This window comes from Mesorhizobium shonense (assembly GCF_040545255.1).
Classification (GTDB): Bacteria; Pseudomonadota; Alphaproteobacteria; order Rhizobiales; family Rhizobiaceae; genus Mesorhizobium; species Mesorhizobium shonense.
Genome location: NZ_JBEPLM010000005.1, coordinates 232,770 through 248,168 on the forward strand (window position 1 = coordinate 232,770; position 15,399 = coordinate 248,168).

General features: G+C 63.7%; 7 protein-coding genes. 1 reads left to right on the forward strand and 6 read right to left on the reverse strand.

The annotated features are described in order from the left end of the window. The first annotated feature begins 132 nt into the window (after positions 1 to 132). Positions 133 to 723, forward strand: a complete 591-nt coding sequence (locus ABID26_RS15870) for a transglycosylase SLT domain-containing protein (RefSeq protein ID WP_126099198.1) — start codon at positions 133 to 135, stop codon at positions 721 to 723. Positions 724 to 757: 34 nt separating this feature from the next. Here ABID26_RS15870 and ABID26_RS15875 read toward each other — a convergent pair whose 3' ends face one another. From ABID26_RS15875 to ABID26_RS15900, 6 genes are all read right to left on the reverse strand, one after another. Beyond that, entirely contained in the window at positions 758 to 2,956 is a 2,199-nt protein-coding gene (locus ABID26_RS15875; RefSeq protein ID WP_292299580.1) for a dipeptide ABC transporter ATP-binding protein, read from the reverse strand. Positions 2,957 to 3,000: 44 nt separating this feature from the next. Beyond that, positions 3,001 to 4,158 carry an ABC transporter permease gene (locus ABID26_RS15880; protein WP_126099196.1) on the reverse strand — a complete coding sequence of 386 codons (1,158 nt, stop codon included), beginning with the start codon at positions 4,156 to 4,158 and terminating at the stop codon, positions 3,001 to 3,003. 12 nt (positions 4,159 to 4,170) lie between these two features. After that, the gene (locus tag ABID26_RS15885; protein ID WP_126099195.1) at positions 4,171 to 5,205 is read right to left on the reverse strand and encodes an ABC transporter permease; all 1,035 of its coding nucleotides are present in this window, start codon (positions 5,203 to 5,205) and stop codon (positions 4,171 to 4,173) included. 221 nt (positions 5,206 to 5,426) lie between these two features. Continuing rightward, positions 5,427 to 7,079 (reverse strand): ABC transporter substrate-binding protein, encoded by a 1,653-nt coding sequence (locus ABID26_RS15890; RefSeq protein ID WP_292299579.1) that lies wholly within the window; start codon positions 7,077 to 7,079, stop codon positions 5,427 to 5,429. Between the two features lie 276 nt (positions 7,080 to 7,355). Beyond that, entirely contained in the window at positions 7,356 to 13,409 is a 6,054-nt protein-coding gene (locus ABID26_RS15895; protein ID WP_292343362.1) for a translocation/assembly module TamB domain-containing protein, read from the reverse strand. A 2-nt stretch (positions 13,410 to 13,411) separates the two neighbouring features. Beyond that, positions 13,412 to 15,340: an autotransporter assembly complex protein TamA gene (locus ABID26_RS15900; RefSeq protein WP_292343359.1), complete on the reverse strand. Its 1,929-nt coding sequence runs from the start codon at positions 15,338 to 15,340 to the stop codon at positions 13,412 to 13,414. Between the last annotated feature and the right edge of the window lie 59 nt (positions 15,341 to 15,399).

Consider the following 15,399-nt stretch of genomic DNA (forward strand, 5'->3'; position numbering starts at 1 on the left):
ATCGGTTCTGGGGCAACGACATGCATCAAAACAAAGACTTGAAGCGCGTCGCCGTCTCAACGCGACGCGCTTTAGCCGGCGTTAAGGAAGCTCGAAAGACTCCTTTTATGATTTCCGCCTATTCGTTGCCCAATGCGTAGGTCGAGTTTTAGTAAAATTGTCGCTGTCTCTGTGCTGCTGGCGCTTTCGGCCTGCGCGACGGCGCCCAGCCATATCAACAATGTCTGCGCCGTCTTCGACCAGAACGACGGCTGGTTCGACAACTGGCAGTCGGCCGCCGAGCGCACCGAGCAGAAATACGGCATTCCCGTTCCGGTGCTGATGGCGACGGTGCGCAAGGAATCCGGTTTCAAGAGCAATGCCCGACCGCCGCGCACCAAGCTGCTCGGTTTCATTCCGTGGAAGCATGTCTCCAGCGCTGCCGGCTACTCGCAGGCGCTCGACGGCACCTGGTCGCAATATCAGATGGAGACCGGCAACTGGGCGGCGCGCCGCAGCCGTTTTGCCGACGCCGTCGATTTCGTCGGCTGGTATCATTCCAAGACCGTCGACACCTTCGGCGTCGCCCGCAACGACACCTACAACCTCTATCTTGCCTATTATCTCGGCTGGACCGCCTACGGCCGCGGCAATCGCGGCGACGCCGGCGTGCAGAACTACGCGCGCGCCACCGACCAGATGGCCCGCGACTATGCCGCGCAGCTGCGGCAGTGCGGCAGCTAATGGCGGCGCGGAAGCGACGTTAGCGCCGCCTTTCTTAGTTCGGCTTCGGCTTCTTGCCGCGCGGACGCTTGGGCGGAATACCGGTAAAGCCCGGCCCTTCGCTGTGCGGCGCGTCGTCCGGCACGCCCTCATGCGCGGCGTGCTCCTTGTCGAACTTGATGACCGGTTCCATCTTCGCCAGCACGTCGTCGGCCAGCCAGCACAGGCTCATGTGGCCGTCGCCAAGATTCTTGTGCGGCGGCACCTTGGTCTCGCACAGATTGTCCGGCACCAGCTTTTTATAGCCGCAGCGCGTCTGGAAGGGGCAACCGGTCGGCGGGTTCATCGCCGACGGGATGTCGCCCTCGAGCACGACATGCTTCTTGACCACGCTGGTGTCGGCGATCGGGATCGCCGACAGAAGCGCCTCCGTATAGGGATGGTAGGGCGGCGAGAAAATCTGGTCCGTCGTGCCCTGCTCGACGATATAGCCGAGATACATGACGACGACGCGGTCGGCGATGTAGCGCACCACGGACAGGTCGTGGCTGATGAACAGCATCGTCGTCTTGTTCTTGCGCTGAATGTCCATCAAGAGCTCGGTCACCGCCGCCTGCACCGAGACGTCGAGCGCCGAGACCGGTTCGTCGGCCACAACCACCTTGGCATCGCCGGCAAAGGCGCGCGCCACGCCGATGCGCTGCTTCTGGCCGCCGGAGAGCTGGCGCGGCTTGCGGCTTTCGAAGGCCCGCGGCAGCTTCACCAGATCGAGCAGTTCCAGCATGCGCTTGCGCCGCTCGGCGACCGTCTTGCCGACATTGAACTTCTCCAGCGTGCGGATGATCTGCGAGCCGACCGTGTGGCTGGGGTTCAGCGTGTCGAATGGATTCTGGAACACCATCTGGATCGAAGACACGGTTTCGACATTGCGGCTCTCGATGCCGGTCGACTGGATCTCCTTGTTGCCCAGCGTCACCGTGCCGGAGCTTGCGGTCTCGAGCCCCAGAAGCACCTTGGCGAGCGTCGACTTCCCGCAGCCCGATTCGCCGACGATCGCGACCGTTTCCGATTCACGCGCGGTGAACGAGATCGTCTCGTTGGCCTTGACGACACGGCCCTCGCTGGAGCCGAACACCTCGCTGCCGCCGACCTTGTAGTACTTCTTGAGATCGTCGATCTTGAGCACCGGTGCGCCGGGCTCGACCTTTTCGTTGACCTTCTTGGCGCCGGGCGGCAGCGCTTCCCAGTCGATCTCGTTGAAGCGCACGCAGCGCGAGAAATGGCCCTCGTGCCCCTCGACCGGGATCATCGGAATTTCGGCGGCGTTGCAGACGCCCTCGACGAAATGGTGGCAGCGCGGTCCGAAATTGCACCCCCTCGGCCGTTCATGCGGCAACGGCAATTGCCCCGGAATGGAGATCAGCGGCCGCGAATTCTTGTCGGCGCCGGGCAGCGGGATCGAGCGGAACAGCCCTTGCGTATAGGGATGGCGCATCCGGTCGAAGACGTCCTCGATCTTGCCGGTCTCGACCGCCTCGCCGGAATACATCACCGTGATACGGTCGCAGGTCTCGAGGATGAGGCCGAGATTGTGCGACACGAAGATCATCGAGGTGCCGAACTTCTCGCCGAGCCCCTTGACCAGTTCGACGATGCCGGCCTCGACGGTGACGTCGAGCGCCGTCGTCGGCTCGTCGAGCAGGAGCAGCGCAGGCTTCGACAGCAGCGCCATGGCAATGACGATGCGCTGCTGCTGGCCGCCTGAAAGCTGGTGCGGATAGGAGCGCATCATTCGCTCCGGATCGGGCAGCTTCACCGCGCGCACCATATCGAGCGCCCGTTTGTAAGCCTCGTCCTTCGAGACCTTGTCGTGGATCAGCGGCACTTCCATCAATTGCTGGCCGATCTTCATCGCCGGATTGAGGCTCGCCATCGGCTCCTGGTAGATCATGGCGATCTTGTTGCCGCGGATGGCGCGAAGCTCCTCCTCGGACAACTCGCCCATGTCCTTGCCCTGGAACTTGATCCGCCCGCCGACGATCTTTCCGATGTTGGAGAGGTCGCGCATGATGCCGAGCGACACGGTGGACTTGCCGCAGCCGGATTCACCGACGATGCCCATCGCCTCTCCGGGCATGACCGTGCAGGAAAAGTCCATCACCGCCGGGATCTCGCCCTTGCGGGTGAAGAAGGAGATCGAGAGGTTCTCGATCTCGATGATTGGTTGAGCTGGATCTCGAACTGCCTCGTTCATGGGTCGCTCCAATCCTTATTATAGTAGGGTCTGGGACCCCGCCATCAATCCTTCATTGACTGTTCGCGCAGCGAATCCGCCAAAAGATTCAGTCCCAGCACGAACGACATCAGCGCGATCGTCGGCGGCAGCGCCGGATGGATGAAGGAGCGCAGCAGGCGGCTGGCATCCTTGATCGCGGTGCCCCAGTCGGGACTTTCGGGCGCCAGGCCGAGGCCGAAATAGCCGAGCGTGCCGAGCAGGATGGTCGTGTAGCCGATGCGCAGGCAGGCATCGACGATCAGCGGTCCACGCGCATTGGGCAGGATTTCCCACAGCATGATGTACCAGGGCGATTCACCGCGCGTCTGCGCCGCCGCCACATAGTCGCGCGTCTTGATGTCCATGGTCAGCCCGCGCACGATGCGGAACACGCCCGGGCTGGAAGCGAACACCACAGCCACGAAGATGTTGAGCTGGTTGGGATCGATGTGCACGATGTGCAGCGGGTCCCTATCGAACACTAGGCCGATATAGATCCAGCCGCCGACGACGAGCGTCACGCCGAGCAGGATGTAGAGGCGGTCCGGCCGGTTCTTGAAGCGGGTCCAGAACAGCACGCTGAAGAAGATGATCGGGAACAGGAAGAACAGCCCGGCCATCGCATAAGGGATCGGCGTATCCATGATGCCTGGCGTTACCAGGAGGTAGAACAACAGGATCACGGGGAAGGCCAGCACCAGATTGGCGAGGAACGAAAGCAAAGTGTCGATCTTGCCGCCGTAGTAGCCTGCCGGCAGGCCAAGCGTGATGCCGACCATCAGGGCAAAGCCGGTCGCGGCCGGCGCGATGATCAGTACGATCTGGCTGCCGTAGACCATGCGCGAGAACACGTCGCGCGCAAGCTTGTCGCCGCCGAAGTAATAGATGAGCTTCGAGGTCGGTTCGATCGCGCCGGGCAGTGAGTCCTTCATGATCGAAACCTGCGCCAGCGGATCGAAAGGCGAGATGGTCGAGGCGAAGATTGCCGTGAACAGCCAGAACAGGCAGATGCCGACACCGGCAATGCCGACGCCGCTGTCGAAAAGCTGTCCGTAGAGGCCGAGCCGCTTCTTGTAGGCGAAGCTCACGCCCATCACCAGGATGAGTGCGACCCATACCGGCCAGAAGCGCCAGACTACGCCAACCACAACGTCGAAGGCGTTGATATATTCGATCTGCATCCGCCTTGCCCCCTACTGAACTCTGATACGCGGATTGAGAAACGCGTAGCCGACATCGGAGATGAGCTGTGTGATCAGCACGATGAACACCGAGACCAGCGAGCAGCCAAGCAGAAGGTCGATGTCGTTGTTGCCCGCGGCCTCGACCAGCGTATAACCGAAGCCCTGGTAGCGGAACATCACCTCGACGATGACGACGCCGGTAAGCAGCCACGGGAACTGCAGCATGATGACGGTGAACGGCGCGATCAGCGCGTTGCGAAGCGCATGCTTGACCACAACGCTACCGAAGGAGAGGCCCTTCAGCCGGGCGGTGCGGATATATTGCTGCGTCATCACCTCGACCATCGAGGCGCGCGTCATGCGCGCAATGTAGCCGGTGCCGTAAATCGCCAGCGTCATCACCGGAAGCGTGAAATTGTAGAAGGTAAGGCCCTGGCTTGCCGAGGCCGCCGAGCCGTTCAGCCAGCCGAGCCACGAGGCGAAGATGACGGTGAAGATGACGCCCGACACATACTCGGGCGTCGCCGTCGAGGCGATAGAGGCGACCGAGAGCGTGCGATCGGTGCGCGAGCCCTCGCGCATGCCGGCGAGTATCCCGACAAGCAGCGAGATCGGCACCATCACCGCCAGCACCCAGAACATCAGCAGCCCCGTAGCGCCGAGCGCCGGAAACAGCTTGGCCGCGACCGTCGTCTTGAACTTAGTCGAACAGCCGAAATCACCCTGCAGGACACCTGAGAATTTCGGCTCGACCGGGTCGTTGCAGAAAGAGAAGCGCTGCGCCGGCTTGCCCGTCGCCGGATCGGTCGCCGGCTGCTTGGGCAGCAGGCCCAGCCACTGCCCGTAGCGAACGAAGAAGTTCTGCCGGTAGCCATGGTTGACCAGCCAGTCCTCCAGCTGCTCGGCCGACGTATGCATTTCAGTCTGGCTGATCGCCAGCTTCTTCAGGTTCGGGTTGAGATTGATCAGAAAGAAGACGACCAACGTCAGGCACAGCATCGTCAATGCCATCGTGCCAAGACGCCTGAGGATGAAAGAAAGCATGGCGGCCCCTGCCGGTCTGGTTGGGGTTGGAGCCTGTCTTGAAACCAATCCGGCCGCCAGCGACCAGGTTGCCTGTCAAACGGACCCTCGAATGCGATCAACCCTGTTTTTCGTTGTATGCCGTTGCCGAAAAAGCCCACGCCCTTTGCGGCGTCGGCTTCCGGTTCCAGCATTGTGCGGGGATTGAGGGGAAGGGGCAAGGCCCTTCCCCGACGGTTTGATCACGCCTGGTCGAGCCAGACCTTGCCGTAATCGCGTTCGAAGGTCGGATGCATCTTGTAGTTCTGCACCGCCTTGACGGAGTGGCTGTAGAGCTTGCGCCAGTAAGGCTGGATGATGATGCCGGAATCCTGCAGGATCTGCTCGATGTCCTTCATCATGTCCTTGCGCTTGGCGGCGTCGGCGACGGCGAGCGCGGCATTGAGCTTGGCGTCCCAATCGGGATTCGACCAAGCCGTCTCGTTCCAGGCTTCGCCGGTGCGATAGCCGATCGCCAGCACCTGTACACCCAGCGGCCGCATGTTCCAGTTGGTCATCGACAGCGGATACTTGGTCCAGTCGTTCCAGAAGGTCGAGCCCGGCAGCACCGTGCGCTTCACCTTGATGCCGGCGTCGCGCATCTGCGCGGCGATCGCGTCGCCGGTGTTCTTGTGCCAGTCCTCGTCGACCGTGATCAGCTCATGCTCGAAGTCGGCCTGGCCAGCTTCCGCCAGCAGCGCCTTTGCCTTGGCCGGGTCGCGAGCGACCTTCGCCAGTTCGTAGTATTCCGGGTGGATCTGGCAGACGTGGTGATTTTCGGCGACCGTGCCGGCATTACCGTAGCCGAGCTGGAGAACGACGTTGTTGTCGACCGCAAGCTGCAGCGCGTTGCGGACCTTCTGGTTGTCGTAGGGCTTGTTGTTGACGTTGGTGCGGCACACGATCGTCGAGGCCGTCACCACTTCCGACTTCACCAAGTCCATGCCGTCGAGAATCGACACATAGTCGGCCGAGGTCTCGAAATTGGTGTGCACTTCACCCGCCTCGAAGGCGCTGACCGTGGCACCCGGATCGGTGCCGTAGTCGATGAATTCGATGCCGTCGAGGAAGACTTCGCCATCCCACCACTTGTTGTCGGCGCGGCGCTTGTAGACCACTTTCTGGCCGACATCGTAGGAGACGAGCTCGAACGGACCGGTGCCGATCGGGCAGGCTTTGAAGTCTCCGCCCTTCTCGTCGAAGCTCTTGTGGACGATCAGGCCCGGATAGTCGCACATGTTCGGGATCAGCGCGATGTCTGGCTTGCCGAGTTTCAGCTTGATAGTCATGTCGTCGACCTTGGTCACGGCGCTCTCGTCGAGCTTGTCGTCCTTGACCAGGGTGCCGAGGCGGCCGGGCATCGAATTGCCCTCGGCCTTCTTGTCGCCCCAGCGCTTCAGGTTGAAGATGACGTCATCAGCGGTGAAAGCATCGCCGTTCGACCAGGTCACGCCCTTGCGCACATGCAGCGTGTATTCGGTGGCGTCGTCGTTCACATCCCAGCTTTCCAGCAGATAGGGGCGGAAGGTGTATTCGGTGGTGTACTTGACCAGCGGCTCGAGCGCCTGGCGCTCGGCATTGGCGATTTCCGACCAGTCGGCCTTGCGCGGGTCCTTCGGATCCTTGATCCACTGCGCGACCTTCAGCGTGCCGCCCTTCTTGCCCTGGACATCTTCCGCCCGCGCCGGCGTCGGATCGGCGAGACCGATCAGCCCATAGGCCATCGCCGTGGACGCGCCGAAGACGCTGGCAAGGGCCAGGAATTCGCGGCGGTCAACGTTTCCTGCCTTGGCTTCTTCGGCCATGGCCAGGATGTGATCCGGAACGCGATCGCCATTACTCTTATAGATTGCCATGACTTATCTCCCATTGTTGGCTTTCTGCCTTTTAACATTCCGCATCCAGACCGTGATGTCAAAAGACGGTGTGGAGTGGGAACATGTTGGGGAAATGTGCAACTTTGGAATGAGACCGGTTGGCGTGATAGCGACAGTCTTGACGCAAATTTGTTAGTGCACGCACATTTCTCGAAAAATCGACGGGGCGATTAAATCAAGACATTTTAGGCGGATAAGCGCCTCATGCGCTCGGCGGAAGCCCTCTTGGGCCGGCCGCAGGCGAGCGTCATGTCGTCAATATTCGCGCTCGTAAAAGACGCCGCCCTTGGCTTCGCCGGCATCGTTGGCCTCGCCGCGCAGCTTCACGCCGCGCCCGACGTTGAGGTCGATTGTCGCCTTGCCGGAGCCCGGCTTGTCGCCCTTCTGGATCGTCACATAGGTGCGGTCGTTGAGGTACTTGCCGGCCGAAACGGCGGTGCCGCCCTTTTCGTCGGTCGTCACGTCGAGATCGTCGACGCCGATGGCGCTGCGCAGATTGTCGAGCAGCGAGGTCGAGCCGCCGACACCCGCCAATTGCGCGGCCGCATCGGCGAGCTGAGCGATTTGCAATGGCGACAGATTCGACATCGAACGGCCGAAGATCAGTTGCGCCAGCACCTCGTCCTCGGGCAGCGCCGGCACGGAAGAGAAGGTGAACTTCGGATTGGTCGCCTCGCCGGAAACGACAATCGTGACAGTGGCGCTGCTGGTCGTCGTGGTCGCCGTCATGTTGAGGTAAGGCACCAGCGAACCCTGGAACCCGACCGTGCCCTCGGTAAAGGTCAGCCGCTTGGCAAGGATCGTCAGCCGGCCGCGTTGCAGGGTGAAGGTGCCGACCGCCTGCGGCGACGACGCCGGTCCGGTCAGCTTGAGCGAGCCGCCCAGTTCGGCATCAAGGCCCCTGCCCTGGATGAAGATCTGGTTCGGTGCGTTGACCGTCACGTCGAGGACAAGACCGCCGCCGCCGTTGCTGTTGCCGCTGGATGTCGGCGGGTTCAGCGCCCTGTCCTGCGCGCGCACCGCGCGCGGCGCATTCTTGTGCTTGACGTCGAGCGCCGACAGCGAGCCCGGCAGCTTTTCCGGCACGGTGATGACCGTCTTCGCCAGATTGATGGTGCCCGCGATAACCGGCGCCGAGACGAGCGGTCCTTTGATGGTCAGATCGCCGCCGAGATTGGCGGTCACCACCCTGCCGTCCGTGTAGCGGCCGTCGGTGAGTTTGATCGACAGGTCGGTCGGAAAGCCTTGCGCCGGGGTGATGCCGACCGTGCCGCTGGCCGAAAGGCTGCCGCGCGTCGACAATGTGCCGGTCAAGCGGTTGATCCTGGCAACGCCGCTGCCGATAGACACGTCGGCCGCGATGTCGTTGACCGCAAGCCCGGAACGCGCGTCGATAAGGCGTGCGCCGGATGTCGTGACTTTGCCGCTGATCACCGGCGACGATGCGGGACCGCGCACCTGCACGTCGACATTGGCGGTGCCGTTAAGCGCCAGGCCTTGAGCAGCTAGCTTGGCGGCAAGGAAGGAAAAAGGCACCTTGCCGTTGAAGTCGAGCGCCAATATCGGCCCACCTGCTGTCGTCACCGTGCCGCCGCCCTTCAGGCCAAGCCCGGCGCCGTCGCTGATATTGGCGTCGAAAGCGAGCTTGTTGCCGGCAAATGTGCCCGACGACGACACGTTCATGCCGCCGAGCCCGGCGCCGCGCGTCTGCGAGGTCTGCACGGCGGAAGCATCGACCTTAAAGGTGACCGCCGGAGCGGCCGGCGCGCCGGACACCTTGACGGTGCCCGAGATCGAGCCGGCCGCGTCGAGACCCGGCGAAAAACTGTTGGCGAGCGAGACCGGCACCCTGGCCAGGTTGGCGTTGATGTCGAGCGTCTGTGCGACCTTGCCCGTCACCGTGGCGGTGCCGCCGCCGAGATTGAGCACCAGCCGGTCGAGCGTGGTCGCGCCGTTGGCGATGGTCACGGTCGAGGGCTGCGCGATCGCAGCCTTGATCCCCTGGACCGTCGCCTGACCCGAAGCCAGCTCGACGGTCGTCGTGCCGTTCGCCACTTTCACCCGGCCGGCCGCCCTGGCCGGAATGTTCTTGACGGTGGCGCCGCCGGAAAAGCCGGTCCAGTCGCCGTCACGCTTCAGGTCGACATCGATGCCGGTGACGGTGGTGCCGCCCGAGATCACGCTGCCGGCGCGCACCTTGCCGGAGATGACAGGGGCCGCAAGGTAGTTGGCGATCTGTGCATCGATGGCGACGTTTTTGGCCGATAGATCTCCGCGCCTGATCGCCGCCGTGCTTGCCTTGACGACGACGTTTGGCCCGTCGGCCGCTTTCGAGAAAGCGATCGTGCCGCGCACATCGCCCTCCGCCTTTTCCAGCGCAAGCGCCGCCAGCGGTCCGATGTCGGGCAGGTCGAGCGACACGGTTCCCTCCGGCACGAAGGCCTCGTCGAGAGCAAGATCGCCGGAAATCTTATTCGACCCCAACGACAGCAAAAGCCCGTTGATCGCGCTCTTGCCGTTGGTGGTGGCAAGCACGGCATTGCCCTGCAGCGGCTGCCCGGCGACATTGCCGGTCAATTGCACATTGGCGGCCGGATTGGCGGCATCCGCCTTGCCTGTCGCGGTGAGCTTCAGCCCGGTGATCTCGCGCGCCGCCACCGAAAGCCGGTCGCTGTTCACCGTCAGCGACAGATCGGGCCCCATGATCGGACCTTGCGCGTTCAGGGCAAAAGCGATGGCGCCCCTGGCGTCCTTCGACAGCAGCGAAACGTCGCTCAAGGCACCCTTTATGTCGGCGGCAAGCTTGCTGTCGGCAAGGCTCGCCTGCCCGTCGGCGCTCAGCGCGCCCGAGTTGAGCTTCAAGCCGTCGACATGGACGTTGCCATTGGCATCACGCTTCAGCGCGGCGCTCAACTGCGCGCTCTCGCCCAGCATGCCGCGCACCGCCGCCGGCAAGGCGGAAGAAGCAACATTGGCTTTCATATTGAGGTCGATGGCGCCGTCGCGCAGCGATATCAGGCCGGCGATCTGGCTGTTGAGCGCATCGCTCTTGAGCGCGCCGCTGTCGACGGCAACGGCATCGGTCGTCAAACGGCCGTTGACCTCGGCCGTGACCTTCCCGGCAACCAGCGGCGCGATCATCGGATTGTCGAGACCGACCCTATTCACCGACACCGTGCCGGAAACCGGACCTGCCCGCCCCTTGAGATCGAACGCATCCGAATGCAGCGCCAACGCAAGGCCGTCCACATTCACCTGGCTGGCGGCAACGGAAGGCAGGATCGCGGAAACATCCAGTCGGGCTTGGGTGCTTTCGCCCTCCATCTTTGCCGACAAGGACTGGACCGCGATCTTGACCGGGCTCTCGGCGCTGCCGATCGTCAGCGGCAGGCTGGGTCCGGATGATGTGAGGTCGAGGGAAAAATCGCTGGCGCCGTTCGGATTTAATGTGCCGGCGGCGTTGCCGGAAATCTTGTCGCCCGAAAGCGTTGCGTGGTCCAGGGCTACGCCGCCCGCCAGGCTGTAGCTGCCTGTTGCGTCTAGATCGAGCGGCCCAAGCCCGGCCTGGCGGGTTTGGCTGGTCTCAGCACCGGCGAGTTGCGCGCTGAACTGGACCTCAGGGTTGGTCGACGCACCCGTGACATGCGCCGTGCCGTTCAATGTTCCGGCAGCATCGAGGCCAGGCACGAAGTCGTTGGCAAGTGCCGCCGGCAGGCTGGCAAGGTTGGCGGTCAGGTCGAGTGTCTGGCCGGCGCTGCCGGAAATCGTCGCCGAGCCGCCGCCGAGATTGAGCGCGAGCTTTTCGATGCTGGTGACGCCATTGGCGATCGCAAGGCTCGACGGCTCGGCGATCGCCGCTTTGATGCCGCGCACGGTCGCCTCGCCCGATGCGATCTCGACACTTGTCCTGCCGTCGGCGATCTTCACGCGCCCGGTTGCCTTGGCCGGAATACCGGACACCGTCGCGCCGCCGGCAAAATTGGTCCAGTCGCCGTCGCGCTTCAAATCGATGCCGATGCCGCTGACCACGGTAGCGCCGGAGGTCACGCTGTCGGCCTTGATCGTGCCCGAGATTGCCGGGCCCTTGAGATAGTTGGCGATCAGCGCGTTGACGGTGATCGTCTTTGCCGCCAGCTCGCCGCGCGCGATCGAGGTGCTTGCCGCATTGATGGTGACGGTCGGGACCGCGCCGTCCTTGGCGAAGGCGATGATGCCGTTGATGTCGCCGGTCGCCGACTGGCCGCCGAGCGCGGCAAGTGGCGCGATGTCCGGCACTGCCAGCGTCAGCGTGCCGAGCGGCAGGAGCTGATCGTCGAGCGCGAGATCGCCCGAAACCTTGTTGTCGCCGAGCGCAAGGCTGAGCCCCCTGATCGAGCGCTTGCCGGCGGCGGTCACCAACGAGGCCCTGATATCGAGCGGCTGCTCTTCGGCGCTGCCCGTCAGCGAAACATCGGCCGAAGGATTGGCGACGTCGGCCTTGCCCTTCGCCGAGAGCTTGATGTCCTTCACCGTGCGGCCGGCCGCCGTCAGGCTGGCGCTGTCGGCCGAAACCGAGAAGTCCGGCGCCCAGCGCGGACCGCTCGCGCTCAGCGCGAAATTGATCCCGCCGGCAAGCGGCGTGCCGGCCAGAGAAGACAGCGCCGAGACGTCGCCCAGCGTTCCCTTGACGTTGGCCTGGATGTCCGAGCCCTGCGCGCTGGCCGTGCCGCTTGCGCTCAGCGAGCCGGAGGTGAGTTCCAGCTCGTTGGCCGCGAACGCGCCTTCCGGGTCGCGGGTCGCGGTGGCCGAGAATTTCACCCGTTCGCCGAGCAGCGAGCTGATCTGCGGCGGCAGCGCCTTCGACACGGCGTCAGCATTCATCTTCAGCGTCATCGACAGATCGGCGAGCGAGACGCCGGCCGTCAGCGCGGCATTGAGCGCATCGCTGCGCAGCGTACCCTTGTCGATGGCCACGTTATCGCGGCTGATCGTGCCGGAAAGATCGGCCGCGAGCTTGCCCGTGACGAGCGGCGCCAGCGTCGCCACGTCGGTCTTCAGGCCGGTGGCGGCGAGCTTGACGCTGACCGGGCCGCTGCGGTTTTCGACATCGAAGCCGTCTGAATGGATTTCTCCCGTCACAGTGTTGAGCTGCGTGCCGCCGACGGCGACCGAGGCCAGCGAGGTACCGATATCGACCATCGGCGCGTTGCCGTCGCCAAAGGCGCGCGCCGTCGCCTTCTCGATCGCGACCAGGATCGGCACCGCGCTGGTGCCGACATCGATCGTGACGGGCTTTTCCTTGGCGGAGAGCTCGACGGCAAGGTCGCTGGCGCCTTTCGGGTCGACATTGCCCGTGGCCGTGCCATGCACGGCGTCGCTTTCTATGGTGGCGCGCTCGATATCGACCCCGCCTGCCGTCGTCGCCGTCCCGGCGACGTCGAAGTTCGTCTTACCGGCAAAGAGCGATTTGAACTTTTCCGGCAGGAAGCGCTCGAATTCGCCGTCGCCCTTGGCCTCGATATAGTGGCCCTTGTCGCTGAGCTGGTGGCGCCCGATGAGCTGGGTGACGATCTGACGGTCGACGACGAAGGTGCCGATGCCGCTCCAATTGGCGAGCGGCCCAGTGCCGGTGACGACGATGTCTACAGGCGGCGCATCCGGCAGCTTGAGCAAATTGGCGATGATGCCGCCCGCCGGCTCCGATGCCTTGAGATCGAGGTCGAGCTTGTTGTCGGCCGGCGCGAAATGGACCTTGGCGTCGACATTGCCCTCTCTGCCGTCGTGACGGGCGACGTTGAGCACCGTCTCGATCGCCAGCGGCGATGGATCGGCCTTGAGCGAACCCTTGGCGGCAAGCTCGGCAATGCCGCTGCCGGCAAGCTGCTGCCCGAGCGCGATCTCCGGCAACTCGATCTTTCTGACATCGATCGAGACCGGCAGGCTGGTCGATCCGCCTTGCGACGGCTGTTGGCTGGCTTGCGGCAATCGCGCCAGCTCGATGCGCTCGGCGGCGATGCGGTCGGCGTTGAAATTGCGCGACAAGAGCGCCGTCGGCGACCAGTCGAGCGCCACCTTGCGTGCCACCAGCCAGGGCCCGGCGCGGTCCTCCAGCACGACGTGATCCAGCCGCAAGGCGCCGGACCAGATGCCTTCGATGCCGCTGACGGTGATCTTGCGGTCCTCGGTCGAAGCCATCTTCGAAATCAGACCAGCGAGATTTTGCCGGCCGCCTTCGGTGCCGGTGAGCACGACGAGCGCGCCGATCGCCACCACCAGCAGCAGGAGCAGCGCGTAAAGGCAGATGCGAAGGATGCGCCAGAAGATCCTCATCGTCAGAACGCCTGACCGATGCCGGCATAGATGCCGAAATGCGGATCGCTCGGATCGCGGTTGAGCGGCACGGCGGCATCGATGCGCAGCGGCCCGAAAGGCGTAAGATAGCGCAAACCGACGCCGGCGCCGACCTTGACGTCCGAGAAATCGGGGAAGGATTTCGTCGAGACCGTGCCCGCATCGACAAAGGGCACGACGCCGATCGTGTCTGTGATGGCGATGCGCATCTCGACCGAGGTCTCGAAAAAGGACAGGCCGCCGATCGGCTGGCCGTCGATGTCCTTCGGGCCGATGCCCTGATAGGCGTAGCCGCGCACCGAGCCGCCGCCGCCCGAATAGAAACGCCGGTCTGCGGGCACGTTCTGCAGGCCGGTGCCGACGATCGAACCGAGCACGGCGCGCTCGGCAAGCACGAATTTGCTCGCCGTGTCCAGCGACTGATAGGCGGAGCCTTCTCCCTTCAGCTTGAGGAAGGTCGCGCCGTTCAGGATGTCGTAGCTCGGCTCGGCATAGGCGAGCGCCCGGAAACCCCTGGTCGGATTGAGCTTGTCGTCGCGGCTGTCATAGACATATTGCAGCGGAACGCTGGCGATCAGATAGGTGTGCTTGCCGAACGTGTCGGTGATCCTCGAATAGTCGAGCGCGAATTCGGCCGAAACCCTCTGCTGCTTGTCGAGATCGTACGACACACCGACGTTGCCCTTGACCGAGAAATGGTCATAGGCATCGGGGTGCTCGAACACCGTCTTGATGCCGGTGAAGAACTTCGATGTCGGCCCGAGCACGCCAGGCTTCTCGAACATGATGCCGGCATTGTAGTTGAGGGCGGAAATGCTGTTGCTGCCGATGCCGCTGATGGAACCGTCGATGCGCAGCTTCTCCGCCTGGCCGAACAGGTTGCGGTGGCCCCAATAGCCTTCGAGCCCTAGCCCTTCCGTATTCGAAAACGTGCCGCCGATGCCGAAAAAGCGCGGCTTGCGCTCGCTCACCTGTACGTCGATCGGGATGTTGCCCTGGGCGTCGAGGCTGTCGCCTTCCTTGATGGTCACGCTGTTGAAGACTTCGAGCCCGAGCAGCCGATCGCGGGCATCGTCAATCTCTTGCGGCGAATATCGTTGGCCGCGCTTCAGCCCGGTCATGTATTCGGTGAAGTCGCGATCGACCTTCTCGGTGCCCTCCACGGTGGTGCCGCCATAGGCGGCGACCGGGCCGGCCGCCACCGTCAGCGTGACGTCGAGCGTCGAGGTGGCGTGGTCGGCGACGATCTCGCGGTCCGTCACCTTGGCGAGCGGCCTGCCCTCTTCCTTCAGCGCGCGTACGATCGCCGCTTCGGCCTTGAGAACGGCGCCGGACCCGGCATCGCCGCCGGCGATCAGGCCGAAATCGGCGCTCGCCAGCCCGGCCGCGTCGCCTTTCAGCCTGATGTCTCCCAGCGTGAATTTCGGCCCGGCGGCAATGCTGACGACCACCGGGATGGGCTGCGGCCCCTTGAATTCGGCGTCCGGCGGCAGTTCGTCGATAGACTTCCCCTGGATGGTGATGGTCACCACGCCTTCGTAGCGGGCGTCGGCATAAAGGGCGGCAACGAGCTGTTCCCGGTCGCTGCGCGCCTTGGCCATCAGGCCGAGCGACCCCGAAACCGGATGCTCCTCGTCGTTCTTGAGCGCCGAGGCATTCTCCAGCCTCTCGACCAGATCCTTGTCGGCGTCCGGCGCGTCGATGGTTACGGAATAGCGCAGCGGATCGACGATGTCGGCATCCTCGTCCTTGGACGAACCCCAAAGCTTGATGCCGAAAATCTCGAAGGCAGCCGCCGGACGCGCTTCGCCGGCAAGCATGATAGAGCAGACAAGCGCGAAAAGCAGGGCGCGCGGAAGCCCGCGCCCTGGCGCGATCCCTCCTGACATCTGCGTTTCATACGCCGGCATTAACACAACCTAGTCGACAAAACTAAAATTGGAATGAAGTTCTGAAACGCTCGTAAAGG

Bases quoted from the DNA above. Each gene is read 5' to 3' on its own strand.
- ABID26_RS15900 (WP_292343359.1), bottom strand. From the start codon at position 15,340: ATGCCGGCGTATGAAACGCAGATGTCAGGAGGGATCGCGCCAGGGCGC.
- ABID26_RS15890 (WP_292299579.1), bottom strand. From the start codon at position 7,079: ATGGCAATCTATAAGAGTAATGGCGATCGCGTTCCGGATCACATCCTG.
- ABID26_RS15870 (WP_126099198.1), top strand. From the start codon at position 133: ATGCGTAGGTCGAGTTTTAGTAAAATTGTCGCTGTCTCTGTGCTGCTG.
- ABID26_RS15885 (WP_126099195.1), bottom strand. From the start codon at position 5,205: ATGCTTTCTTTCATCCTCAGGCGTCTTGGCACGATGGCATTGACGATG.
- ABID26_RS15875 (WP_292299580.1), bottom strand. From the start codon at position 2,956: ATGAACGAGGCAGTTCGAGATCCAGCTCAACCAATCATCGAGATCGAG.
- ABID26_RS15880 (WP_126099196.1), bottom strand. From the start codon at position 4,158: ATGCAGATCGAATATATCAACGCCTTCGACGTTGTGGTTGGCGTAGTC.
- ABID26_RS15895 (WP_292343362.1), bottom strand. From the start codon at position 13,409: ATGAGGATCTTCTGGCGCATCCTTCGCATCTGCCTTTACGCGCTGCTC.